This is a genomic window from Catenulispora yoronensis (assembly GCF_039531695.1).
Taxonomy (GTDB): Bacteria; Actinomycetota; Actinomycetes; order Streptomycetales; family Catenulisporaceae; genus Catenulispora; species Catenulispora yoronensis.
This window is the reverse complement of the sequence record NZ_BAAAQN010000037.1, coordinates 64,210-88,387: the sequence shown is the minus strand read 5'-3', so window position 1 is coordinate 88,387 and position 24,178 is coordinate 64,210. Positions and strand designations below refer to the sequence as shown.

Genomic DNA, 24,178 nt, shown 5'->3' with positions numbered 1-24,178 from the left:
ATGAGCACTGATCAAGGCACGGGGCTTCGACGTCCGGTGGTGGACCTCGCCGAGGAGCCCCCGTACGGGGCACCCATGGCGACCTTCCTCCTCGACGATGCGCCGAACCTCGGCATGCTCATAACCGGTGACTACCTGGCGGTGATGGGACACCCGCGCGCATATCGCACGGCCTGCACGCCCCCTCAAGACCCCGCCGCCGGACGCCGGAATTCCCGCCAGGGCTCCGGCGGCGGGTGACCGACTCAATCCAACGATCAGGAGGGATCAAGCATGACTGCGATCATCGAACAGGTGTCGGCCGAGATCGGTCAGGGCCTCTTCAGCAAAGGCCTGGCGCTCAAGCTGGTGAAGCGGGTTCACAAGGACTGGCGTCTCCTGGTGCCGCTGACTGACGAACTCGCCGAACAGATCGTGGATCAGACCGCTGTGTTCCTCGCGGCGATCGCCCACGCGGACGGCCCCCTCACCCCGTCCACGCTCGTCGATCAGGGGTGGCACGCCTTCGTGATCCACACCCGCGACTACCGCGAATACTGCATGGCGAAGTACGGGAGCTTCATCGACCACAACCCGACCGACAACCACAGGGCGGCCGAACCCGTGGAGCTCCTGGGCCGTACGACGACCGCGATCGAGGCCGCCGGGTACCACGTCATCCCGGAGCTGTGGAAGCTCCACGCGAGCTGTGACACCGACAGCACCGGGTGCCACTGCCAGGGCTGCGGGGCGGACTGCGACGGCGACGACTTCCATGGGTGAGAGCAACCGGCGTGCCGAGAATCTGGCGGACGTCCTCGCCGCGCACACGGGGCTGCCCCCGACGTGGCGCGACGCGTTCGCCCAGACTCCCCGGGAACTGTTCGTCCCGACACACGCCCACTTCTCGAACAACGTCACGGAAGCGTGGGAGATCGACCGCGACACCGATCCGGAAGCCTGGCTGTCCTCCGTCTATCGGCCGGACGTCGGCGTGGTCACGCAGATGGACGGCAACACTCCCACGTCGTCCTCGTCGATGCCGATGGCAATGGCTGAAACGCTGGGAGCCGTGCGGATCTTCGCCGGACAGAAGGTGTGCGAGATCGGGGCCGGGACGGGCTACAACGCCGCCGTGATCGCTCAGCGCGTCGGCGATCTGAACATGACCACGATCGAGGTAGACCCGGACATTGTCCGGAAGGCGGAGGCGAACCTCGCCAAGGCCGGGCACGACGGCGTGACCGTGATTCACGGGGACGGGCTGAACCTGAACGGCTTAGGTCGCTTTGATCGACTCGTGGCTACGTGCTCCGTGTCGTCCCTGCCCGCTTCGTGGATCGAGGCGTGCCCGCGCGGTCAGATCTTCGCGCCGTGGTTCAACGCGTACGACTCGTCCGCCTCCGCCGTGCTCGACGTGGAAGACGGCGTCGCGATCGGTCGGTTCGTTCCGAACCTGAAGTACATGCCCGCGCGAGCTATGGCCTTCAGCGACAAGCAACCGGGACGCCCGACCGATCCGAAGCTCTCAAGCACGTGGCTTCGGTGCCCTCAGGTCACCGATCGGCGGAAGCTCGGAGCGGCCTTCGCCATCGGCGCGCAGCTACCCGACGTGTTCAAGCTGGGCACGACCGATCGGAGTCTCGGGACCACCACCGTGACTCTCTGGGACGGACAAGGCTCGTGGGCGCGCACCTCTACCCCCGCGTCCATGGAGGTCGCGCAGTACCCCGTCGAGCAGGCCGGACCCCGCGACCTGTGGGACGAGGTCGAACAGGCTTATCGGCGGTGGCGGTCGTGGGGTCGCCCCTCGACCGACCGGTTCGGCCTGACGAGCGACGGCGAGACATTCACGATCTGGCTCGACAACGCAGACCAGCCGATCAGCGATCTGCCCTGACCGGCTGAGCAAGACTCCCGTCCCGGGCTGTGCCTCCCGGGACGGAGTGGGCCGAGTGCCAGGCCTTCAAGGTCTGATCGGCAGCTCGCGAAGGCCCTCACCCGACGGGATGGGGGCCTTGCGCCATCTGACCTGCGGCCGAACGCTATCACCGATTCAAAATCAGGTTCACGTCCCCGAACTCGTGCCACAAGTACCGGTTCGCCAGCGCCGCGTCGTAGCTCGCGCGGATCAGGGCCGGGCCGGTGATCGCGGTCAGCATCAGCAGGTGGGAGGCCTCGGGTTCGTGGAAGCCGGTGATCAGGCCGTCGACGGCGCGGACGCCGCGGTCCGGGGTGATGATCAGGTCGGTCCAGCCTTGGCTGGCGTGGACTGTTCCCTCCTCGTCGGCTGCTGATTCCAGGGCTCGTACGGCGGTCGTGCCGACGGCGATCACTCGGCCGCCGCGGGAGCGGACGAGGTTCACCAGGTCCGCCGTGGCTTCCGGGACCGAGTACCACTCGGCGTAGGGCTTCTCGTGGGCCTCGGGGGAGGCGACGCCGGTGTGGAGGGTGATCGGGGCGATGTGGACGCCCTTGGCGACCAGGCGGGCGACCAGGTCGGCGGAGAAGGGGCGGGCGGCGCTGGGCATTTCGGCGCTGCCGGGGATCGCGGCGAAGACGGTCTGGTAGGCCGCGATCGGCCAGTCGCGGTCGACGTAGTCGTAGCGGATCGCGCGGCCGTGGCGGGTCAGGTAGTCGGCGACCGACGCCCCCAGGTCGAGGCGGGCCACCCACAGGCGGTGGGTGTAGGGGCGGAGCAGGGTCACCGTCGCGCCGCCGGTCACGCGCAGGCGCAGGCCCGGGCGGCCCGGGGACGGCGGGTCCTCGGAGCCGGCGGTCAGGGCGAACGGCTTGGTCGCGCCGTCGGAGGTCGGGCGGCGCAGCTCGACGATCCAGGCGTCGGGGGCGTCCGGGGTGCCGGTGGACACGTGCAGCACCAGGCGCGCGCCGGTGTCGAGGTCCTCGGCGTCCAGCGCCGCCGGCAGCGTGCCGGAGTTGTTGACCACCAGCAGGTCCCCGGGTTCCAGGACCTCCGGCAGGTCGGCGAAGATGTAGTGGCCGACCTCGGGGTCGTCGTCCCCCTGGCCGCGGGCCACCAGCAGGCGGACCTCGTCGCGGTTCAGGCCGCGGGACTCGGCGGGCCGGCCGGCCAGCAGGTCCGGGGCGACGCGGAAGCCCTCCCCCAGCGGGTTGCCGGGCTGCGCCGGGGTACGGGCTCCGGCCGCCGCGGCGCGGGCCTGGTGGATCGTGGCAGTCAGGGTCGCCGTCATCTCAAGCCACCTCCGCGTCCGCCACGGCCGCCTTCGGCAGCAGGTCCGAGGCCTGGTAACGGCCGGACGGCCGCCGCTCGTCGATCAGCCGCAGGAAGCCCGGCACCACGGTCTCCGGCAGCGGCAGGTCGCTGATGTCCTCGCCGGGGAACGCGTCCTGGTGCATCTGGGTGCGCAGATCGCCGGGGTCCACCGCCCACACCCGGACCTTCGGCTCCTCCAGCCCGAGGATCGCCGAGGCGTGGTCCAGCGCGGCCTTGGAGGCGCCGTAGCCGCCCCAGCCGGCGTACGGCTCCACCGCCGCGTCGCTGGAGATGTTCACGATCTCGCCGCCGTGCTGCCGCAGCTGCGGCAGCAGCAGCTGGGCCAGGGCCAGCGGGGCCAGCACGTTCACCGCGAAGGTGGTCCGCAGGTCCGGGACCGGGAAGTCGGCCAGGGCCGGCAGCGGCGAGCCGCCGAGCGCGGAGGCGTTGTTGACCAGCAGGCTGGCGCCGCCGAGGTTGGCCGCCGCCTCGGCGAGGTCGGCGCGGTGGTCGTCGTCGGTGACGTCGCCGGCGATGGCGATGACGGTGGTCAGCTTGGACAGCTCGTAGTCGGCGGCGGCCAGCTTCTGCGCGGTCCGGGCGTCGATGACCAGGGACCAGCCGCGCTCGGCCAGGCTGCGGGCCAGCGCCAGTCCGAGGCCCTGGGAGGCGCCGGTGATCACGGCCACCGGGTTGCCGCTCCAGGTGCCGGAGACCGGGGCTGAGACTGTGTCGGAGACCGAGTCGGAGACTGTGTCGGAAATCGGGCCGGAGACCGCGGCGGCGGTCGGGCCGGTTCCCGCGCCGGCGTCCGGAGTCACGGAACCCGGGCGGCCGGCGTCGTTCGTTGTGGTGCCTGCGTCGCTCATGTCCTTCAGCCTGCTCCGCCCGGCGGCGCCCGGGATCGGGCCCGGGACCGGACTCCTTCCGGTCCAATGGTCCTAGGACCATCGGCCTAGGCCCGCCCGGTCCCGGGTCCGATGGGGCCGGACGATCTTTGGGGATACCCTGCGGACATGAGCCCGCAGAACCCGCTGGACACCATGCGCCGCCTGTCGGCCGCGGTGCTCGCGGTCAGCCGCCACCTGGCCACCGACGAGGTGCTCCAGACCATCGTGGCCACCGCCCGGGAGCTGATCGGCGCCGAGTACGCGGCCCTGGGCATCCCGGACGGCGCCGGCAGCTTCGCGCAGTTCCTGGTCGACGGCGTCAGCGAGGAGCAGTGGGCCCGGATCGGGCCGCTGCCCCGGCAGCACGGCATGCTCGCGGTGATGCTCCAGGACCCGGCGCCGCAGCGGCTGCCCGACATCCGGCGCGATCCGCGCTTCGGCTGGTGGCCCAAGGCGCATCCGGAGCTCAGCGCCTTCCTGGGGCTGCAGATCCGGGACGACGACGAGATCCTCGGCGCCATCTTCCTGGCCAACAAGCCCGGTGGCTTCACCGCCGACGACGAGGAGCTGCTCGGCGTGCTGGCCGGGCACGCCGCCATCGCGCTGCGGCACGCCCGGCTCTACGAGCGCGAGCGCGAGCTGGCCATCATCCGGGAGCGCAACCGCCTGGCCCGCGAGCTGCACGACGCCGTCGCCCAGAAGCTGTTCGCGCTGCGGCTGACCTCGCAGGCCGCCGCCGACCTGCTCGACCGCGACCCGGAGCGGGCCCGCGCCGAGCTGGACCAGGTCGCGGCGCTGGCCCGGGAGGCCGCCGAGGAGCTGCGCTCGGTGGTGGTCGAGCTGCGGCCCGCCGAGCTGGACGAGGACGGCCTGGCGGTGACCCTGCGCAAGCACGTGGAGGTGCTGGACCGGGTGAACCAGAGCGCCGGCGGCCCCCGGGTCCGGTTCCAGGGCGCCGACGTCAGGGCCCTGTCCCCGGCCGCCGAGGAGGTGCTGCTGCGGGTGGCGCAGGAGGCGCTGCACAACGCGCTGCGGCACGCCGGGGCCTCGACCATCAGCGTGCGCCTGGCCGAGCACTGCCCGGCCGGCACCGGGGCCTGCGGCGGCGCGCTGCTGGAGGTCGCCGACGACGGCGCCGGCTTCGACCCGGCCGCGGTCCGCCGGGCCGGCCGCAGCCTGGGCCTGGTGTCGATGCGGGACCGCGCCAAATCGGTGCGCGGCCGCCTGGCCGTCACCTCGGCGCCCGGGCAGGGCACGACGATCCGGCTGGAGGTGGACCGTGGCCGCGCGGCCTGAGGTCATCAGGGTGCTGATCGCCGACGACCACCGCATGGTCCGCCAGGGCCTGCGCACCTTCCTGGAGCTCCAGGACGGCATCGAGGTGGTCGGCGAGGCCGCCGACGGGGCCGAGTGCGCCGAGCGGGCCGCCGAGCTGGTCCCGGACGTGATCCTGCTGGACCTGGTGATGCCCGGCGTGGACGGCGTCGGCGCGATGGAGCTGCTGCGGGAGGCCGGGTCGCCGTCCCGGGTGCTGGTGGTGACCAGCTTCACCGACCGCCGCATGATCGTCCCGGCGATCCGGGCCGGGGCCCGGGGCTACGTCTACAAGGACGTCGACCCGGCCGCGCTGGCCACCGCGGTCCGCTCGGTCCACGCCGGCCACGTGCTGCTGGAGCCGGAGGTCGCCGCCGCGCTGCTGGACTCCGGCTCCGCGTCCGCCGACCCCGGCCCGCAGGTCGCGCCGCTGACCGCACGGGAGCGGGAGGTCCTGGTGCTGATCGCGCAGGGACGTGCGAACCGCGAGATCGCCCGGGCGCTGGTGCTGGCGGAGAAGACCGTGAAGACGCACGTGTCCAACATCCTGATGAAGCTCGGGGTCGCGGACCGGACGCAGGCGGCGTTGTGGGCCGTGCGGCACGGGATCGCGCCGGAGGACGAGGGCGGCGGACCCCCGCGGCGCCAATAGCCGGTTCCGCGGGCTGCACTCGCTCGGCTGACCGCCGACCCCTCGCAGTCCTCGCCGCTACCGCGCCAGCAGCTGCGGAATCGCAGTACGCAGATAGAGCCGGGCACCGGGCTTGTAGTAGTGGACACCGTCCCAGCGGTAGGCACGGCTGGTGGAGATGGCCGCGTCCTGGCAGAACTCCGAGGGCGGATACAGCACGCGGATCTGGCCCGCCGAAGCCTTGGCGTAGGCGGACAGCAGGGTGTTGACATGGGCGACACGGCTGTCGTCGCCCCGCTCCGGCCACAGGCCGCCGCCGGACCCGGCGGTGCGGACCGGGCGGTAGCAGGGCAGCAGGGCCAGGTCCAGGCGCGGCAGGCCGGTGGCCTTCAGGGCTTTGGCGGCGTCGGCGAGGCGGCCGGTGAAGTAGGCGTCCCAGGCCGGGGTGCCGAACGCCAGCGCGGTGCCGTCGACCTGCTCGTCGAACAGGTCCCAGGCGCCGATCATCAGCACGGCGTCGTCGGCGTGGTCGCGCTGGACCCGGGCGGCCCACTTCGCGGCCGGGTGGCCGCACTCCGCGTCCAGGTCGCGGCGGCTGCCGGAGCTGCTGGTGATCCGGCCGCCGAGCAGGCCGCAGCCTTCGGTGGTGGCGTCCAGCAGGGTCAGGTAGGCGGCGGTGTCGGGCGGACTGTTCAGGGCGAGGGTCATGCCCTGGGAGTCGCCGATGAGGGCCACGCGCGGCGGGTGCTGCGGGGGCGGCGGCAGGGCCGTGGGGTAGGCGGGGACGACGTCGGGGATCGCGGCATGCGGCTCGGGCTGGGTCCGGGGCTTCGCGCCGGCGCCGTTGGCGGGAGACGTGCCGATGGCGCGCGGCGCGGCGCCCCCGGCGAGCGCCGCGGCCGGGCCGGTGTCGACGGCGACGGCGCGCGCGTCGGCGGGGTGGGCCGCGGCGGTGGTCAGCAGCGTGTCGGTGAGCATGACCGAGGCCAGGACGACGGCCAGCACGGTGGCGGCGGTGGCCAGCGGGATGCCGGGGCGGCGGTCGCCGAACGCGGTCCGGGCGCGGGCCAGGGCCCGGCCGAGCGCGCCCTGGCGGATCGGGGTCTCGATGAAGCGGTAGGTGAGGTCGGCGAGCAGGACCGACAGACCGATCCGCAGCAGGAACGCGGTCGCCGGGGACCAGGAGAGGTCGGTGCCGGGCCGGGTGACGTCGAAGATCGGCCAGTGCCAGAGGTAGAGCGCGTAGGAGCGTTCGCCGAGCCAGACGAAGGGCTTGGTGGCGAGCAGGGCGGCGACGGCGGTACCGGCTGCCAGGGTTCTGATGAGCACGGCGGCGGCCAGGGACAGGGCGAGCAGGCCGGCCGGGTAGAGGGCGGACCCGGTGGGCGAGACCGCCGTGAACGACCACAGGATGGCCGCGAAGGTGAGGAAGGACGCTGATTCGAGGGCGATGCGGCGGGCTTTGTCGAAGGGTGCGGCTTCGGCGGCTCCGGTCGCCCCGGTAGTTCCAGCGGTTCCAGCGGTTCTGGCGGCTCCAGCGGTTCTGGCGGCTCCAGCCGTTCCGGCGGTCTCGGCGCGGCCCGCGCGGGCGACCTGGAGCAGCGCGGCGATCACACCGATGAGCAACTCGAACGCGCGCGTGTCGGTGCCGTAGTAGATACGGGACGGGTCGCGCCACGGCGAATAGAGCAGCGCGGTGAGGCCGATCGAGCAGGCCGAGAGCAGCGTGGCCCAGCCGACGGCACGCCACAGGGCCCTGACCCGCTCGGCGTGCACTGCCTGGCCAGTGCGGCCGAGGGCGACGAGCAGGAACACCGGCCACACGACGTAGAACTGCTCCTCCACGGCCAGCGACCACAGGTGCAGCAGCAGGCTCGGGCGGCCGGTGCCGCCGAAGTACGACTGGCCCTTGGCGACGAACCACCAGTTGGTGACGTAGGCCAGGGAGGCTGTGGCGTCGTCGCGGAAGGCCGCCGCCTCGCCGGGCAGGGCGAGCACGACGAAGGCGCAGGTTCCCGCGATGACGGTGAACAGCGCGGGCAGCAGCCGGCGTGCGCGGCGGAAGTAGAAGCGGCGCAGGGCGATGGCGCCCGCGGCGAGGTACTCGCGGGCCAGCAGGCCGGTAATCAGGTAGCCGGACAGGACGAAGAACACGTCGACGCCCAGGAACCCGCCCCGGGCCCCCGCCACGCCCGCGTGGTAGAGCAGGACGACGGCCACCGCGACCGCGCGCAGGCCGTCGAGCGCGCGGATGCGGCCCGGATCGGCGGGCCGGCGCGGGCTCGCGGCGCCGCCGTGGAACGGCCGCGCGCCCGGGCCGAAGACCGGCAACGTCGCGAACCGATGACGCGGAAGCTCCCGCGAGCCTTCGTCAGGTTCCATGCGCTCCGCCAACCCGAGGTAGTGCACCGATGCGGCGGCCGCCGGCCGCGCGCACCGCCCCGACCCGGGGCGCACCACCTTGTGTACCAATTGCCCCGATACGTCAACCCGCTCCGGCGGGGGAAGGATCCTGAATCACCCGTCCGGCCCAGGCTTGTCCTCCAGCGCCGACAGCCCGGCGGGCGGTACGCGCCGGCGCAGGGACACCAGAGGTTTCGCGCCGGTAACCAAGCGCTGTCATGGCGCTATTGAATAAGGACCCTTATATTGACGGGTTCGCCACCCCTCATTATCGAATGGAATAGCGAATCTAAATGCGCACTCAAGCCTCGCGAAACCCATCCGTCGAAATCCGACTTTGGCCACCGGGGCAGGTCGGGCGCAGGGTCGGCATTTCGTCGGATGGGGTGGTCGGACAAGTGGAGAACAAGGGTGAATTCGTAGAAGTATTTCGTTGCCCGACGTTTTCCGGCCGGTTCCGGCGGGCTAGGCTGAACGACGCTGAGCGGGGGCGGGAATGGGACCGGCCAGGCGGTCCGGCGCATCGGGGGGTGCGTCCCGCCGAGGCCGCGAGCTGGGGGCGAACTTGATCGACATCGTGCTCGCACAACGAGCTGTGCTGTGGCGCGAAGGGCTGGCTGCCTTGCTGGCCCGGGAGGCCGACTTCAAGGTGGTGGTGCGGCCGACGAGGCTGGAGGACGTGTGGCCCGCGGTGCGGCGACGGCGGCCGGACGTGATCCTGCTGGACGCCGAACTGCCCGGGGTGCCGGCGGTGGACGCGGTCTGCTCCCAGCTGTGCCAGCGGCGCCCCGATGTCAAAGTACTCATACTGGTGGAGCGCTGGGCCGCCACCCTGGCGACGCTGACCCGGCTGGCGCCGCAGACCGGCTTCCTCACCGTCGACGCCTCGCCGGCCCAGCTGGTGGACGGCCTGCGCCGGATCGTCGACGGCAAGCCGGTGCTGGACCTGGAGCTGGCGGTCGCCGCGCTCTCGGCCGGCGACAACCCGCTGACCGACCGGGAGCGCGAGGTGCTGCTGAAGTCGGTGGACGGCGCCCCGACCAAGGCCATCGCCGCCGAACTGTTCCTAAGTACCGGAACGGTCCGCAACTACCTGTCGCGCGCCATGGCCAAGACCGGCGCCCGCAGCCGGATCGAGGCGGTGCGGATCGCCCGGGACGAGGGCTGGATCTGAGGGGTGGGCTGGGATGTCGGAGCCAGAACCGGGATCGGGGCTCGGCGCGCCGGCGCTGCCCGACCAGTGGGCCAGCAGCTCGCGGTAGAGCACGGAGCGCTCGGCCAGTTCGTCGGGCCGGCCGGTGTCGGCCCGCACCCCGTCCAGGACCAAGACGCGGTCGGCGCGAAGCGCGGAGCTGAGGCGGTGCGCGATGACGATCAGCGCGCCGTCGCGCTCGGCGAAGGCCCGCTCGGCGCGGCGCTCGGCGGCCGGATCGAGGTGGCAGGTGGCCTCGTCCAGGACGGCGAGCGGCGCCGGGGACAGGTGCGCGCGGGCCAGGGCGAGGAGTTGGCGCTCCCCGGCGGAGAGTTCGCTCGGGACGACGGACGCGTCCAGGCCCCCGAGCCGCGCGACGAGGCCGGCGGCGCCGACGGCGGCGGCCGAGGCGGTGATGTCCGCGTCGGGGGCGCCGGGCCGGAGGTAGGACAGGTTGTCGCGGACCGTCGCGGCGAAGACGTACGCCTCCTGCGGAATCAGGACCCGGAGCTCGGCGAGCCGGTCGGCGTCGATGTCGGCGGCGTCGGCACCGCCGAGGCGGACGACACCGGCGTCGGGGCGTCGCAGGCCGCAGATCAGGGCCGCGAGCGTCGACTTGCCGATGCCGCTGGGGCCGACGACCGCGAGGTGGTCGCCGAACGCGACGGTGAGGCTGAGGTCGCTCAGGACCGGTTCGGAGGCCGGGCCGTAGGCGAAGGTGACGGCGTCGAGGGTGAGGCCGGCGCGGGCGAAGTCCGGGACCACGGGACCGGGCTCGGGGCGGTCGGCCTGGGCCGCGGTGTCGGCCTCGGTGTCGGTGTCGGTGTCGGCGGTCGCAGCCGCCTCGGATCGAATCGGCGCACTGGCATCCAGCAGCCGGGCCAGGGTGATCGAGAACCGCAGGCCGCTGTCACCGAGGCCCGACATCACACCGCGCAGCGCGGGCTGAAGCCCGGACACGACGAACGTCAGGCCGCCGACCAGAGCTCCGGCGGTGAGGCCGTGGCGGAACAGGGTCGGGCCGACCGCGAGCAGCAGCAGGGCGGGAAGCCAGCCGCCGACAGCGAAGCAGAGCGGCCGGAGCGCGGCGGCGCGGGCGAGCGAGCGTTCGGCCCGGGCCTGGGCGTCGACCGGCTCGGCGACCAAATCGGCGGCGAACTGCTCGGCGCCGGAGGCGGTGATGTCGCGCACGGCGGCCAGCACCGGGCCGACCGTCGCGGACACCCGCTCCTCGCCGACGACGCAAGCTCGCTGACGCCCGGCCGCGACGCGCAGTACCGCGAGGAAGACCGCGAACCCGAGCAGGAACGGCGGCAGCACGACGACCGCGATCAGCGGATCGAGCGCGAGCGCGCCGACGGCGGTGCCGATCGCCGCGACGCCGAAGCCGCGGATCGCGACGATGATGCCCGCGAACGAATCGCGGACCGTCTCCACCTGCCGGGTCAGCCGGACCGCCGTGCCGCCGTCGCGCTCGCCGAGCACGCCGCGGTCCAGGGCCGAGCCCACGACCCGCCGGACCAGCACGTCGCGCAGCGGCTCGACGAAGTCGCCGAGCAGCGCGAACACCCGGCGGGATCCGAACGCCGCGACGGTGGCCGCGACCAGGAGCGCGCCGATCCAAGCCAGGCCGACGCCGGTGCGGTGGCGCAGGAAGCCGTCGTCCAGGGCTCGCGCCACCGCGACGCCGGACAGCGCCGAGGAGGGCACCTCCAGCAAGGACCACAAGACCATCGCCACCACCGAGCGACGGCGCACCGTGCCGAACGCGAACCGGAGCTCGCGGCGGGGATCTCGAAGACTCCCCTTCGGACCGTTCGCGCGCTTCGGACCCTCCGCACCCTCGGCGCCCTCCGAGCCCTTCGAACCCCTCGGACCGTTCGAGCCCTTCGGACCGTTCGAGCCCTTCGAGCCCTTCGGGCCCTCCGCACCCCCGGCTCGCGACCGCGGCCAAGCTCCCCGGCTCATGCCGCGAACACCTCCCGGTACTCGGCGTCCTCCCACAAGAGCTCGTGCTCTCCCACACCCCGCACCCGTCCCGCGTCGAGCCACACCACCGCGTCGGCGCGCGCCGCGGTCGCGGCCCGATGCGTCACGATCAGGCGGGTCCGGCCCGCGTCGCTGCCGAGCAGCGCCTCGCTGATCAGCGCCTCCGTGGCGGTGTCCAGGCTGGAGGTCGCGTCGTCCAGCACCAGGAGGCGGTGCGCGGGCCAGGCGCGGGCCAGGCCGAGCCGCTGGGCCTCTCCCCCGGACATCGGGGCGTCGGCGAGCGGTGTGTCATAGCCCTGAGGCAGTCGGCGGACGAAGTCGTCGGCGCGGGCGGCGCGGGCCGAGGCCTCGATCCGCTCGCGGGGCCGGCCCAGGCCGACGGCGTCGCCGACCGTGGTGCCGACCAGGTCCGGGCGCTCGAAGGCGCAGCCCACGGCGGCGCGCAGGTCGTCGTGGCCGAGCTCGGGCAGCGGCACGCCGTCCAGGCGCACCTCTCCCTGCTCGGGGTCGCGCAGCCGGGCGGCCAGCGCCGCGAGCGCCGACTTGCCCGCGCCCGACGGCCCGACCACGGCGACCACGCCGCCGCCGGGGAGCGTCAGGTTCACGTCGCGCAGCACGCCGCTGGACACCGCTCGCAGCTCCAGGCGGCCCTCGCCCGGCGGCAGCACCCGATGGCCGTAGTCGGCCGCCGCGAAGTCGAGCAGCTCGCCGGCACGCGCCGCTCCGGCGCGGGAGCGGGCGACGGCCGCGAACACCGAGGTGAGGCCGCCCAGGCCGGTGCCGATGGAGGCGTAGCGGCCGGCGGCGAACAGCTCGCCCGGGGTCAGGCGGCCCCGGGCCAGTTCCAGGCCGCCGACGGCCAGGACCGCGGCCAGGGTCGCCGGTCCGAGCACGGCGCCGAGGAAGGTCGAGCGGGCCAGGACCCGCCAGGTGGCGCGGCCGGCGGCGGCCAGCTCGGGCAGGTCGGCCAGGACCCGTTCGCGTTCGGCGGCGGCGGTGCCGGCGGCGGCGATGGTCCGGATGCCGCCGAGGGACTCGATCAGCCGTCCGACGATGCGGCCCTGCGCGGCCAGGTAGGAGCGCAGCACGCGGGAGGTGTCGCGGGTGAAGGTGCGCAGGACGAAGGCCACGCCGGCGGTCCCGGCCAGGAAGGCCACGGCGAGCCAGGGGTCGATGACCGCCAACAGCACCAGGCTGCCGACCGGGGGGACGACCGCGGCCAGCGCGGTGACCAGGCCCGGGCCGGCGCGGCTGGCGTCGGCGGAGTTGGCGCAGACGCGGCCGAGCAGGTCGCCGGGAGTGAACGCGCCCGCCGCCGAGGGGCCGGCGTCCAGGACCCGGCGGGTCATCCGCAGCCGCAGCCAGGCGGTGGTGCGGGCGGTGGTCGCGGCGGTGATGTAGGCGGCGGTCATGTCGCAGAGCACGCCGATGCCCATCAGGGCGGCGGCGGCCAGCAATCGGGGCGCGACGGCTCGGCCGCCGGCCGCCGCGTCGATGGCGGCGCCGAGGACGTCCGGCACGGACAGGGCGATCGCGGACGAGCCGAGCGCGGCCAGTCCCAGCAGCGGCAGCCGGTGGCCGCCGTGGCGGACAGCGCTGGTGTAGGCGCTCATGCGGAAAGGCCGGGCGCGGCCGGGCGAAGTGCGGGCAGTCCGAGCTCGGCCGGTTCGTACACAGCCGGTTCGAGCACAGCCGGTTCGTACACAGCCGGTTTGAGCACCGCTTCGAGCACAGCCGGTTTGAGCACAGCCGCGCGAATCGCGGACCATCCGAGCAGGTGAAGCGGATGGCCGCCATTCTGGACGGCGCTCGTGTGCGCGCTCATCTGGACGCGGCCTCCGTCGGAGAGTCTCATAGGAGTAGAAAGTTCGTTCATGGCGGCGGCCCCGGGCGAATGTCAGTCGTCCGGGCCCGCCGCGATGTTTGGGGTCCGGCGGATCACACCGGCCCTACAGCCCTTGCGGGCTCGGGATTACAGCAGGTCGCAGAGCAGGCTGATGCCGCTGTGGCCGTTGCAGCCGGTGACGCTCAGCTCGGAGCCGTCGCCGCCGTGGCCGCCGCCACCCTCGCAGTCGGGGCGCTCGAGGCCCTGCAGATCGAGCAGAGTCATCTCAGTGATCTCAGTCATTCTCGTGCCTTCCTCTTTCCGGTACCCGCGCCGGACGGCGCGGGAGTCTTGGGGACGAGCAGCGGTGCGTGCACCGGCTCGTCGTGCAGTGCCGCGCCGAGCGCGAGCAGGACCCCGGCGGTCCCGGTGGCCAGGTCCATCGACAGCCGCATCAGGCCGCCGCCGGGGAAGGCCGTCCCGCTGCCGTAGGGCAGCGTGTGCCAGGTCAGCCTCCGCACCTGCGCCGCCACCAGCGGGTCGCGGTGCCGTTCGGGGGTGCGGCCGGCCAGGTAGAGCACGATCCCGGCGCGGCCGGAGAACAACCCCGGCAGGGCGTACAGGGGCGAGCGGGCGGCCACGGCGATGGCGTCGGCGGCCTCGCGGAACAGGAGGTCCGAGTCGGCCTCCGGACCGGACCGGGCCGCCAGGTAGGCGTCCAGGGCCACGCCGATCCCGAGGCTGCCGACGTCCAGGTACGGCAGCGTGCGCCAGCCTTCGTCGACGTGCATCGCGCCCTTGTCGCGCACCACGCACCGCCGCAGGTCCCGGCGCAGCGCCTCGGCTGCGGAGTCCAGGAACCGGGTGTCGCCGGTGTCGTCGAAGGCGCGCAGGAGCAGCAGCGCCTGGCCGGAGTGGCCGCGCAGCAGGCCGGCATGGAAGCCGTCGCGTCCGGACACGGCCGGAGCGGTGTCCGGGGCGGCCAGCCGCTCGGCCACGATCTCGGCGGCCTGGAGCCCGCAGGTGCGCAGTCCGGTGTCGCCGGTCCGCTCCGCGAAGTGCAGCAGGTTCAGGCCGATACCGGACAGGCCGCCGGACAGATCGGACGGATACTCCTGCCACCGGTCCTGGAGACAGGCTTCGACGACGTCCAAGGCTTCGGCGCGATGTCCGAGGTGTTCCAGGGCGAAGGCGGCACCATGCAGGCCCTCCCACAGGCCGGGCCGGGCGCCCGCGCCGGGGTCCTTGGCGTGCCGCAGCAGCCATTCCTCGTACTGCGGGAAGCGTCCGGCGCCGGTGACGTCCAGCGCGTAGAGCACTCCGGCAGCGCCGTAGGCCAGGCCGAGGCCGCCGACGGCGAACTGGCGGATGTCGCCGGGGAACAGCCGGTCGTCGCGGTCCGGCGTCGCACTGGCCTCGATCGCGCGCACCAGATCGGCGCGCAGATCCGGCCAGATCCGGGGCTCCGGCTCGATCCTGGCCGGCGCGTTGGCCGCGATCGGCCGGGAGGGGTCCGCCTCGGCGCCGGTGATGACGGCGACCGCCTCGGCCAGGTACTCCGGCGGCACCGGGAAGTGCTCGCCGATGACCTCGGCGAAGTCGCGGGCCTTGGGCCGGTGCAGCCACAGCAGGTTCGCCAGCGGCAGGAACACGGCCAGGCGCAGACAGGCCAGGGCGTAGTGGTCGCGGTCGGCGCCGGTCACGGTGCGCGGCGGAGTGAAGCCGGGGTTGCCCAGACCGGGACGGACCTGCTCGCCGATGTCGCAGGACACTTCGAAGTCCAGGACGGCGATGGTGTCGTCGGCGCGCACGAGCAGATTCGACATGTGCAGGTCGCCGTAGACGATGCCGCGCTCGTGGATCGCGTCGACAGTCTGCTTCGCCTGACGGTGGATGCTCAACGCCCAATCGGCGTAGCGCTGGTAGTCCTCGGGTGTGGCGGCGTGGTCGGTCAGCGGGTGCCGGCCCGCCATCGCCTTGCTGAGCGGGACGCCGTCGGCGATGAAGTCCATGACGAGGAACCGGTGCTCCCCCACCCAGATCAGGTCTCGGGGCCGGGGGATGCCGGGTATGCCTTCCAGGCGGCACAGCATCGCGTGTTCGTGCTCGACGCGGCGCACGGCGTCGTTGCCGCGGGCGTCGATCCCGGCATGCGGCCGGCCCTCCTTCAGCACCACCTCCTCCCCGGTCCGGGTGTCGCGGCCCACATAGATGCCGCCGCCGTTGGAGAAGTGCAGGACCCGCTCGACCTTGTAGGGCATGTCGGTGAGCTTCACCGCGTTGCGGGCGGCCAGCTGCGGGGCCAGGAAGGCCGGCAGCTCCACCCACGGCGGGACCCGGAACACCGGTTCGCGGCGGTCCGGCACCAGCGTACCGTCGGGCTTGGCGAGCGCCGGCACCACCGCGCCGTCCTCGGCGACGGTGTACCGGCCGGCGAAGGCGCCGTAGCGCACATGCAACGGACCGGCGTTCCAGCGCAGATCGCTGAGGATGTAGGGGTTCGGCCGGCCGTCGAGCAGCTCGCCGAGTTCGGTGAGGACGCGCTCGCAGGCCGCGTCGTCGGCCGGGTAGATGGTGACGAACTTGCCCGAGTAGCCGCGGGGCGCGTACTTCGACACCCGGGCCAGCAGCGCGGCCGACGAGCGCAGGAACTTGAACGGTATGCCGCGCGGGACGCAGTACTCGAAGACGATGTCCAGGATCTCGACGGCGCTCTCCAGGGCGGCCGAGGCGTGGATCTTCCAGCCCTGCGCCGGCATCCCGTTGGGGACCGGCTCCACGACCGTCCAGTCGTCCTGGCCGTACCGCCGCCAGCCGTCGGGCAGCGCCCGCTCTCCCGCCGCGAATCCGGGCGCCGCGGGACCGACGCCCCGGACGGCATCGTAAAAATGCCGGTCCAGTTGCGTGTACGCCTCGTAGCGGTCGTCCATTCTGGGCGGTTCCTTTCCGAACGTCGGGGGGACGTAGACCACTGTGGCCACCGGACAGATCGACCGGAAGTGTGGCGAGTCATGACTCTGCTATGCGGATCGCACCGGGACGACATGACGTTTTCGATGACCTCCGCCACCGTTTCTCCTGTGGGATGCCGGGTATGTGTGGCGGTTTCACTCCGGTACTGTGGCGCGATGGCTTTCTGGAAGCGCGGTTCGGACGCGCAGGATTCCGCAGTCGCGCAGGTCCGCGCCACAGCGGAGGAGATATCGACGCTGCGGGCGGCGCGGTTCGCCGGCACGACGGAGTACTCCGACCGCGGCCCCGGAACCAACCACGGCGTCAGGAGCTTCCTGACGGACACGGCGCACCAGTTCCTGACCGTGGACGGCCGCACGACCGAGGCGATCCACCTGGACCGCATCGTGTACCTGCGGCTCGACGAGCCGACAGCAGCCGCGGTGGGCAAGGCGTGGGTGGCCCGGAAGGCGGCGGCGGCGCAGTGGGAGCTGCTGGTGGGGCTGGAGACCGTCTGCGCGGTGGCGGCGACCGCCGACAGCGCCACCGACCTGGGCCCGACGCCCACGGACGAGGGGACGCTGACCCGGCTCCGGACGGCATTCCTGCCGGACCGGTCCGGCCGTGAGCCGCAGATCAAGCGGCTGGCCCAACTGGTCAAGGTGTTCCAGGCCGACGCCGTGACGCTCGACCTGTTCTTCGACGACGCGGCGCGGCTACGCCGCTATCGCATCTGCTGGCAGGAGGCCAAGCTCTCCGATCCGGACGTCGGTGACTACCGGATGACCATGGCCCGCGAGTACTACGACTTCGCCGTGGACCCCGAGATCAAGCTGCCCCCGGCAAGGGATGTGCTGATGCAGGGACACCTGGACGCGGATCTGCGGGCGGTTCCTGTCATCTCTGTAGGGGCTAAAGAGTGAACGGCCCGCTGGGTCGCTCGGCGGTGAGCGGCGGGCCGGTCCTCAAGTGTCGCGGCGGCTGATCAGGCGTCGCGGCGGCTGATCGCTACTTCTTGCCGGTCTTGCCGCTTTTCACGGGCTTGGCGGCCTTGGCGGTCTTGGCGGGCTTGGCATTCTTGGCCGCCTTGCCGGGCTTCGCGTCCTTCGCCGACTTCTGCGCCGAGGACTTCGCCGGGCCGGTCTTGGCGGCGGGCTTCGTCGCCTTGGCCGCCTTCTTCTCCGGTGTCTTCTTCTCGGGCGCCTTCTTGTCGGTCGCCTCGGCCTTGTCAGCAGGGGCCTCGGCCTTGCTCGCCGGAGCCTCGGTCTTCTCCGCGGCGGCCTCGGTCTTCTTCGGCTTGGCGTTCTTCTTCACAGTGTTCTTCTTTGCCGGAGCCGGAGCCGGAGCCGGAGTCGCAGCCGCAGCCGCAGCCGCAGCCGCAGCCGGGGCCTCGGCACTCTCGGCGCTCTCGACACTCGCGGCGCTCCCAGCGCCATCGAGGCTCTCGGCGACCTGCGTCCGGAACGTCTGGCCGGGCTGGAAGCGCGGGGAGACCCCGGCCTGGATCTGGATCGCCGCGCCGGTGCGCGGGTTGCGGCCGACGCGCGCGGCGCGGTGGACGCCGTCGAAGGTGCCGAACCCGACGACCTGGACGCGGTCGCCGGCGGCCACGCGCCGCATGATCACGTCGAAGACCGCGTCGACATGGGCGCGGGCGTCGGACTCGGTGCCTTGCAGGTGCGCGGCCACCTCGGCAGCCAGTTCGGCTTTGTTCATTGAGCGTTCCCCTCCGGTTGTTTGGAATTCCACCTGTGATGCGGCACCGTAGCACCCCAAAGTGTCCAAACCCGTTGAGCGCGGCGGGAAAAGCGCTGTGGACCCGGCTGCCGGACGAGCGAGCCGCGGGGCCTAAGGCCCCGCGGTCCGCCGGTTTCGGGGATGTCAGCTGTCGTAGAGCAGGTCGAATTCCTCCCACTGGCCGATCGAGAGGCGGTTGGCGATGAGCGGCGAGGCCCCGGCGTTGTCGGCGCTGACGATGTCACCGTTGGCGTGGGCGTGCAGGCTCGTGCTGCCGTCGGCGTTGTAGACGACGTCGAACTCCTCCCACTGGCCGATGGCCGTGCGGTTCGCGATCAGCGGCGAAGCCCCGGTGTTGTCGGCGGAGACGATGTCGTTGTTGGCGTGCGCGCGCAGGCTCACGCTGCCGTCGGCGTTATTGATCAGGTCGAACTGCTCCCACGGCCCGATCGCCGTGCGGTTCGCGATCAGGGGCGAAGCGCCCGCGTTGTCGGCGGTCACGTAGTCGGAGTTGGCGTGGGCCCGCAGGCTGACCGGCGAAGGACCGCTCGCGGTGATCAGATCGAACTCCTCCCACGGGCCGATCGCCGTGCGGTTGGCGATCAGCGGCGAGGCGCCGGCGTTGTCAGCGGTGACGATGTCGCCGTTGGCATGTGCGCGGAGGCTGACGCTGCCGTCGGCGTTGTGGACGAGGTCGAACTCCTCCCACGGCCCGATCGCTGTACGGTTCGCGATCAGCGGCGAAGCACCGGCGTTGTCGGCGGTGACCACCTTCGCATTGGCGTGGGCCCGCAGGCTCACACTGCCGTCCGGGTTGGCGACCAGGTCGAACTGCTCCGACGGCCCGATCGTGGTCCGGTTGGCGATCAGCGGCGAGGCTCCGCCGCTGTCCGACGTCACGTAGTCGCCGTTGGCGTGCGCCTTCAGGCTGACCACCGACACCGTCGACGTCGGCGCGAAGCCCCACACGCCGTTAGGGGTGCCCAGTCCGGTGGGGCCGTCGTAGCCGACCACGCCGGTGCACAGGTACGCCGGGGAACAGCTGCCGTTGGAGCCGCTGGTCACGTCGAACAGCGAATAGCTGTGCTGATACGGGTACTTCGCGGGGCGGTCGCCGCCGGCCGGGACGCCGGCCAGGGCGTAGACGGAGGCGATGATCGGCGCGGCAGCCGAGGTGCCGCCATAGACCTGCCAGCCCGAGGCGCCGTAGGTGTCGTAGACGGCGACGCCGGTGGCCGGGTCCGCGACCGCGGCGACGTCGGCGACCGTGCGGCGCGCGCAGCCGGTGTCGGTCTGCCAGGACGGCTTCGGGTCGTACGCCGAGCAGCCCGAGCCGCTGCCCGACCACACCGTCTCCGACCAGCCGCGGGCGTTGGTGGCCGTCCGCAGCGAGGTGCCACCGACCGCGGTGACGTACTGGGAGGCGGCCGGATACTCCACGCCGTAGCTGCTGTCCCCCGAGGAGACGGTGATGGCGACGCCGGGATGGTTGAAGTAGGCCTTGTCGTAGCTCAGATCGCTGCCGGACTCGCCGCCGCCCCAGCTGTTCGAGACGAACTTCGCCCCGAGCGCCACCGCCTCGTTCTCGGCCGCCCCGAGGTCGCCCATGCTGGCGGAGTTGGCCTCCACCAGCAGGATGTGGGCGCCGGGCGCGATGGCCGAGACCATGTCCAGGTCCAGCGAGATCTCCCCGGCCCAGCCGGAGTTGCCCGGCGGATAGCTGGTGCCGCCGCTCTGGTTGACCTTGCGGAAGCAGCCGTTGGCGGTGGTGCAGGCGGGCAGGCCGTACTGAGTACGGTAGGCGGCCAGGTCGCTCTCGGCGTTCGGGTCGTCGTAGGCGTCGACGATGGCGATCGTCTCGGTCGCGGCGCCGTTGGCGGTCAGCTTGTAGGCGGAGCGCAGGTCGCCGGGGCCGTAGCCGGCGGGGGTGGCGGCGGGGCCGAGCGCGTCGGCGCGGACGCCGGCCACGTCGGTGCGCACCAGCGCCAGGCAGGCCATCTGGCCCGCGGCGGCCGGGGTCGAGCACAGGCGTTTGGTCGCGGCCTGGTGCGAGTCGGCGCCGGTCTGGTGCGAGCCGGCCTGGTACGAGCCGGTGGCCGCGCTCCGCGCCGACGCGCTCTGAGCGGTGAGGCCGCCGAAGGCGGTGCCGATGAGCGCCGCCGCCGCGAGCGCTGTCAGGGTTCTCCATCGGCGACGCGGCGTGCGGCTGTTCGTCGTTCCCACGCGAGCTCCTCTGCGTATTCCTTGAATCAGGGTTCGAATACGTCGACGCGGAGCTGAAGCTAGTAAGAGGACTCACGGGGCGCAATAGGTAAAAGGCACTACAAATACGGACTGTAGAGGGCGGACAGGAAACGGTTGGCCATCAGTTCGCGGCCCGCCACCGGAAGGGCGTCGAGCAGCCGGTTGACGCCGGCCATCCGTCCCGCCGACTCCCCGCCGAGCTCGATGCCGGCCAGCGGCAGCAGCGCGGCGAACCCGGCGTCGTCCAGGGTGTCGAAGTCGAGCTCGGCGACCAGGGCCACCAGGTCCGCCGGAGGGGTGCCCGGGCCCAGGGGGCGGACCGCGTCGGCGGCGGCCCGCAGGATCGCGAGCAGCTCCTCGATCCCGGCCTCGCTGACGCCGGTGAGGGTGATGTGCAGGCTGGCCGGCAGGCCGAGGACGCTGAGCTGGGGCTGGAGGAAGAAGCCGCGGGCGCGCGACTCGTCGGCCAGGGCCCACAGGTCCAGCGGGGCGGCCGGATCGGCGCCGATCGCCACCAGGGCGGCCTCGGGCGTGCCCAGGACCCTGAGCCCTTCGATGTCCGCGATCCCCTCGACCAGGCGCCGGGTCGCGGCCAGCACCGAGCGACCGAGGGCGCGGTAGCCCTCGGCGCCGAGGGCCTGCATCGTCGCCCATGCCCCGGCCAGCGGACCGGCGCCCTTGCTGCTCTGCACCGTGGTGTTGACGACCGGGTAGCCGGGCCAGGACGCGCACACGTAGTAGGCGTGGCGGCGCATGTCCTCGTCGCGGAACAGCAATACCGAGGCGCCCTTGGGGGCGTAGCCGTACTTGTGCAGGTCGGCGGACAGCGACGTGACGCCGGGCACCGACAGGTCGAACGGCGGAACGGCGGCGCCGGCCTCGGCCAGCCACGGCAGCAGGCAGCCGCCGACGCAGGCGTCGACGTGGCACGGGATGCCGCGCGCGGCCGCGTCGGCGGCGATGCGCTCGACCGGGTCGACGACGCCGTGCGCGTAGGACGGCGCGGAGGCGACGACCAGGACCGTGTCATCGGTGCACGCGGCCGCCATCGCCACCGGGTCGGCCTTGAACGTGGCCGGGTCCACCGGCACGGTCACGACCCGCACCCGCAGGTAGGCGCCGGCCTTGTGGAACGCGGCGTGCGCGGTGATCGGGACGACGATCTGCGGGTCGCGCACCTCCGGCCGGGCGTCGCGCGCCGCCTTCACCGCCAGGATGATCGACTCGGTGCCGCCGCTGGTGAAGATGCCGGGGGTGGCGTCGGAGCCGCCGAGCCGGGCGGCCATGCCGCCGACGACCTGCCGCTCCAGGGCGACGACGCTGGGGAAGGCGGTCGGGTCCAGGCCGTTGACCTCGAGCATCGCCAGGTAGGCGGCGTGGCCGGCCTCGCGGACGCCGGGACGGCCGCTGTCGTACACGTAGGCCGAGACGCGCTCGCCGCGGGTCGGCAGGTCGGCCGAGGTCAGGACGGTGAGTTCGGCCAGCAGGTCGGCGGCCGGGCGGCCGACGGCGGGCAGGCCGGGGTGCGGCAGGGCGGTGGTGGTGGTGGGAGCGGCGGCGGCCGGCGCGGAGGTGGGGCTTGCGTCGATGGGCGCGGTGTCGGGAGTTGTGGTGTCGGCGGTGGTGGTGTCGGGAGTGGTGGTGTCGGGAGTGGTGGTGTCGGCGGCGGCGGGCGGACCGGGGTGCGTCGCGCTCATCGGGCGTGCTCCGTTTCTGGCTCTGGTTCTTGGTCCGGGTCGGCGGGCGGCGGGGAGATCGGCAGCGGCACTCGGCGGCGGCCGTAGGCGCGCAGCGCGGGCAGGGAGGCGAGCATCAGCACCGCGGGAACGACGCTGAACCCGATCAGCACCCCGGCCCGCGCGCCCGCGGTCTGCGCCACCGGGTGGTCGTGGGTCGAGGAGACGAAGCCGGCCAGCGCGAGCGCGATCGAGAACAGTCCCGGCCCGGCGGCCAGACCGGCGGTCTCCCCGGCGGTCCACAGCCCGGTGAACGCGCCGGACTGGAGCCGCCCGGTTCTTTCGGCGTCGGCGTGGACCGTGTCGGGCAGCAGCGACAGCGGCAGGACTTGCAGCGCGGCGTAGCAGATGCCGAGGACGCCGCACAGCGCCAGCGTCACCGCCACGTGCGCCGCCCCGGTGCCGGCGGCGGGCCACAGCGCCGCGGCGGCGAGGGCGAACACGCCGGTCGCCACGCCCAGGCAGCGCAGGCGGCCCCAGCGAGCGGCCGCGCGGCCCCACACCGGGACCGCGAACGCGCTGGGCGCGACCAGGCAGACGAACAGGACGGAGGTCAGACCGCGGCTGCCGAGGCGGTAGGTGGCCACGTAGGGCGCGGCGGCCAGCATGATCGCCACCGCGGCGGCCTGGAGGACGAAGGCGGCGAGCAGCGCGAAGAAGGCGCGGTTGCCGCGCGCCGTCCGGAACGCCGCGGCCAGCCCCAGCGGTTCCGAGCCGGGCCGGGCCGGGACGCGGCGGCTGCCGAGCGCCGGCACCAGCAGGGCGACGGCCAGGACCGCGCCGACCGTGACGCCCATGATCCCGTAGCCGGCCCGGCCGTCGCCGCCGAGCGACACCACCGCCGGGGCCAGGCCGCCGGCCACGAGGATCCCCAGCGTCAGGCAGACGATGCGCCAGACCATGATCCGCGTGCGGACCTCCGGCCGGTCGGACATCTCGGCGGGCAGGGCGACGTAGGGGACCTGGAACAGCGCGAACGCGCTGGTGGCCAGCACGAAGGTGAGGACGACCCACAGCACGGCGCCGCCACCGGTGGCCGGCGCGAGGAACATGAGGGCGAACGCGGGCGGCAGCGCGACCGTCCCGGCGATCAGCAGGCGGGTCCGGCGGCCGGTGCGCACCGCGTCACGGTCGCTGGCCGCGCCGACGAGCGGGTTGAAGAAGACGTCCCAGGCCTTGGGCAGCGTGACCACCAGGCCGGCGACGCCTGCCGCCACGCCCAGGGTGTCGGTCATGAAGTAGAGAAGGAGAAGACCGGGGACGGTCGAGTAGATGCCGGTGCCTATGGAGCCGACGGCGTAGGTGACCAGGTCGCGGCGAGTGAGCGGGGCGGCGGCGGTCACGCTATGCCCGCCGGGACGTCGGGCTGCTGAGGCTGGGCGCGCTGCTCGGACGGCTCGGTTTGCCCGGGTTGTCCGGACGGCTCAGGCAGCCCGAGCTGCTTGAGCACCAGCCGCCGCAGATGCGCGCGGAACCTCGGCACCTGGTCGCGGATCGCCGAGCGGCAGAAGCCGTGGGTGGTCCACAGAACCGTGTAGACGGCGAGTTCCGCCTCGTCGGCCGAGTTCCCCGGCAGGATCTCGACGATCGTGTCCCGGACGCTCTCGATCAGCGGCCGGGCGTACCGGTCCTCCAGGTCGGCGAACTCGGCGGCGTCGGCCAGCCAGCGCCGCATCCACAGCGCCGGGACGTGCGGCTGCTCCAGGCAGAAGTCGAGGTAGCGGTCGGTGAAGGCGGCGACGGCCCCGGCCGGGTCCGCTCCGGCGTCGCGCAGGAAGGCGGCGAGGGCGCCCTCCACGACCGCGCGCTCGGCCTCGTGCGCGAGCCGCATCACCTCGCGGTAGAGGTCGGCCTTGCCGCCGACGTGGTAGTTGACCGTGGCCATGTTGAGGCCGGAGGCGGCGGCGATCTGCCGCGTCGTGGTCCCGTCGTAGCCGTGTTCGGCAAAGAGCGCGGTCGCGGCCGCGAGGATGCGGTCCCGGCTCTCGATAGGGGGCTGAGGTGCGGGCATGGACGGAGAGTACGCGCGGGACCGGCTCTCCATCAAGCGA

Annotated in this window: 20 protein-coding genes; 7 read left to right on the top strand and 13 right to left on the bottom strand. The window is 73.0% G+C overall.

The genetic code is table 11. The features are described 5' to 3' along the window. From ABD481_RS27110 to ABD481_RS27100, 3 genes are read left to right on the top strand one after another with little or no spacing between them, the layout of a single operon-like run. Entirely contained in the window at positions 1-240 is a 240-nt protein-coding gene (locus tag ABD481_RS27110) for a hypothetical protein (protein ID WP_344668587.1), read from the top strand. Between the two features lie 33 nt (positions 241-273). Next, the gene (locus ABD481_RS27105) at positions 274-762 is read left to right on the top strand and encodes a glycine-rich domain-containing protein (RefSeq protein ID WP_344668586.1); all 489 of its coding nucleotides are present in this window, start codon (positions 274-276) and stop codon (positions 760-762) included. Beyond that, complete coding sequence (locus ABD481_RS27100; protein ID WP_344668585.1) at positions 755-1,879, top strand: methyltransferase domain-containing protein; 1,125 nt, start codon at positions 755-757, stop codon at positions 1,877-1,879. Before ABD481_RS27105 ends, ABD481_RS27100 begins: the two co-directional genes overlap by 8 nt. A gap of 148 nt (positions 1,880-2,027) precedes the next feature. Here the strand turns inward: ABD481_RS27100 and ABD481_RS27095 are convergent, their stop codons facing one another. Together ABD481_RS27095 and ABD481_RS27090 are read right to left on the bottom strand one after the other, a co-directional pair. Next, the gene (locus tag ABD481_RS27095) at positions 2,028-3,191 is read right to left on the bottom strand and encodes an S-adenosylmethionine:tRNA ribosyltransferase-isomerase (protein WP_344668584.1); all 1,164 of its coding nucleotides are present in this window, start codon (positions 3,189-3,191) and stop codon (positions 2,028-2,030) included. A gap of 1 nt (position 3,192) precedes the next feature. Next, positions 3,193-3,897 carry an SDR family NAD(P)-dependent oxidoreductase gene (locus ABD481_RS27090; RefSeq protein WP_344668616.1) on the bottom strand — a complete coding sequence of 235 codons (705 nt, stop codon included), beginning with the start codon at positions 3,895-3,897 and terminating at the stop codon, positions 3,193-3,195. Positions 3,898-4,230: 333 nt separating this feature from the next. On the opposite strand from ABD481_RS27090, the gene ABD481_RS27085 reads away from it, so the two are divergent. Continuing rightward, positions 4,231-5,400 (top strand): GAF domain-containing sensor histidine kinase, encoded by a 1,170-nt coding sequence (locus ABD481_RS27085; RefSeq protein ID WP_344668583.1) that lies wholly within the window; start codon positions 4,231-4,233, stop codon positions 5,398-5,400. Beyond that, the gene (locus ABD481_RS27080) at positions 5,384-6,070 is read left to right on the top strand and encodes a response regulator (protein ID WP_344668582.1); all 687 of its coding nucleotides are present in this window, start codon (positions 5,384-5,386) and stop codon (positions 6,068-6,070) included. The genes ABD481_RS27085 and ABD481_RS27080 overlap by 17 nt, the downstream gene beginning before the upstream one ends. A gap of 57 nt (positions 6,071-6,127) precedes the next feature. On the opposite strand, the gene ABD481_RS27075 is transcribed toward ABD481_RS27080, so the two are convergent. After that, positions 6,128-8,431 (bottom strand): acyltransferase family protein, encoded by a 2,304-nt coding sequence (locus tag ABD481_RS27075; RefSeq protein WP_344668581.1) that lies wholly within the window; start codon positions 8,429-8,431, stop codon positions 6,128-6,130. A 586-nt stretch (positions 8,432-9,017) separates the two neighbouring features. Here ABD481_RS27075 and ABD481_RS27070 point away from each other — a divergent pair. After that, a complete protein-coding gene (locus ABD481_RS27070) occupies positions 9,018-9,626 on the top strand; it encodes a response regulator transcription factor (protein WP_344668580.1) in 609 nt (202 codons plus the stop codon). On the opposite strand, the gene ABD481_RS27065 is transcribed toward ABD481_RS27070, so the two are convergent. The 5 genes from ABD481_RS27065 to lanKC form a co-directional block, all read right to left on the bottom strand. Further along, positions 9,519-11,612, bottom strand: a complete 2,094-nt coding sequence (locus tag ABD481_RS27065) for an ATP-binding cassette domain-containing protein (protein ID WP_344668579.1) — start codon at positions 11,610-11,612, stop codon at positions 9,519-9,521. The two genes, ABD481_RS27070 and ABD481_RS27065, sit on opposite strands and share 108 nt — an antisense overlap. Beyond that, positions 11,609-13,246, bottom strand: coding sequence for an ATP-binding cassette domain-containing protein (locus ABD481_RS27060; protein WP_344668578.1), 1,638 nt, complete (start codon positions 13,244-13,246; stop codon positions 11,609-11,611). The genes ABD481_RS27065 and ABD481_RS27060 overlap by 4 nt, the downstream gene beginning before the upstream one ends. After that, positions 13,243-13,458: a hypothetical protein gene (locus ABD481_RS27055; RefSeq protein ID WP_344668577.1), complete on the bottom strand. Its 216-nt coding sequence runs from the start codon at positions 13,456-13,458 to the stop codon at positions 13,243-13,245. Before ABD481_RS27055 ends, ABD481_RS27060 begins: the two co-directional genes overlap by 4 nt. Positions 13,459-13,605: 147 nt before the next feature. Then, positions 13,606-13,761 carry a SapB/AmfS family lanthipeptide gene (locus tag ABD481_RS27050; protein ID WP_344668576.1) on the bottom strand — a complete coding sequence of 52 codons (156 nt, stop codon included), beginning with the start codon at positions 13,759-13,761 and terminating at the stop codon, positions 13,606-13,608. Beyond that, positions 13,758-16,388, bottom strand: coding sequence for a class III lanthionine synthetase LanKC (gene lanKC, locus ABD481_RS27045; protein WP_344668575.1), 2,631 nt, complete (start codon positions 16,386-16,388; stop codon positions 13,758-13,760). The genes ABD481_RS27050 and lanKC overlap by 4 nt, the downstream gene beginning before the upstream one ends. A gap of 198 nt (positions 16,389-16,586) precedes the next feature. On the opposite strand from lanKC, the gene ABD481_RS27040 reads away from it, so the two are divergent. Further along, positions 16,587-17,333 carry a hypothetical protein gene (locus tag ABD481_RS27040; protein WP_344668574.1) on the top strand — a complete coding sequence of 249 codons (747 nt, stop codon included), beginning with the start codon at positions 16,587-16,589 and terminating at the stop codon, positions 17,331-17,333. 85 nt (positions 17,334-17,418) lie between these two features. Here the strand turns inward: ABD481_RS27040 and ABD481_RS27035 are convergent, their stop codons facing one another. The 5 genes from ABD481_RS27035 to ABD481_RS27015 all read right to left on the bottom strand — a co-directional run bounded on the left by ABD481_RS27035 (position 17,419) and on the right by ABD481_RS27015 (position 24,138). After that, entirely contained in the window at positions 17,419-18,126 is a 708-nt protein-coding gene (locus ABD481_RS27035; protein WP_344668573.1) for an HU family DNA-binding protein, read from the bottom strand. A gap of 165 nt (positions 18,127-18,291) precedes the next feature. Beyond that, entirely contained in the window at positions 18,292-20,370 is a 2,079-nt protein-coding gene (locus ABD481_RS27030) for a hypothetical protein (RefSeq protein WP_344668572.1), read from the bottom strand. A gap of 98 nt (positions 20,371-20,468) precedes the next feature. After that, entirely contained in the window at positions 20,469-22,088 is a 1,620-nt protein-coding gene (locus ABD481_RS27025) for a pyridoxal phosphate-dependent decarboxylase family protein (protein WP_344668571.1), read from the bottom strand. Further along, the gene (locus ABD481_RS27020) at positions 22,085-23,470 is read right to left on the bottom strand and encodes an MFS transporter (protein WP_344668570.1); all 1,386 of its coding nucleotides are present in this window, start codon (positions 23,468-23,470) and stop codon (positions 22,085-22,087) included. Before ABD481_RS27020 ends, ABD481_RS27025 begins: the two co-directional genes overlap by 4 nt. Next, a complete protein-coding gene (locus ABD481_RS27015; protein WP_344668569.1) occupies positions 23,467-24,138 on the bottom strand; it encodes a TetR/AcrR family transcriptional regulator in 672 nt (223 codons plus the stop codon). The genes ABD481_RS27020 and ABD481_RS27015 overlap by 4 nt, the downstream gene beginning before the upstream one ends. Between the last annotated feature and the right edge of the window lie 40 nt (positions 24,139-24,178).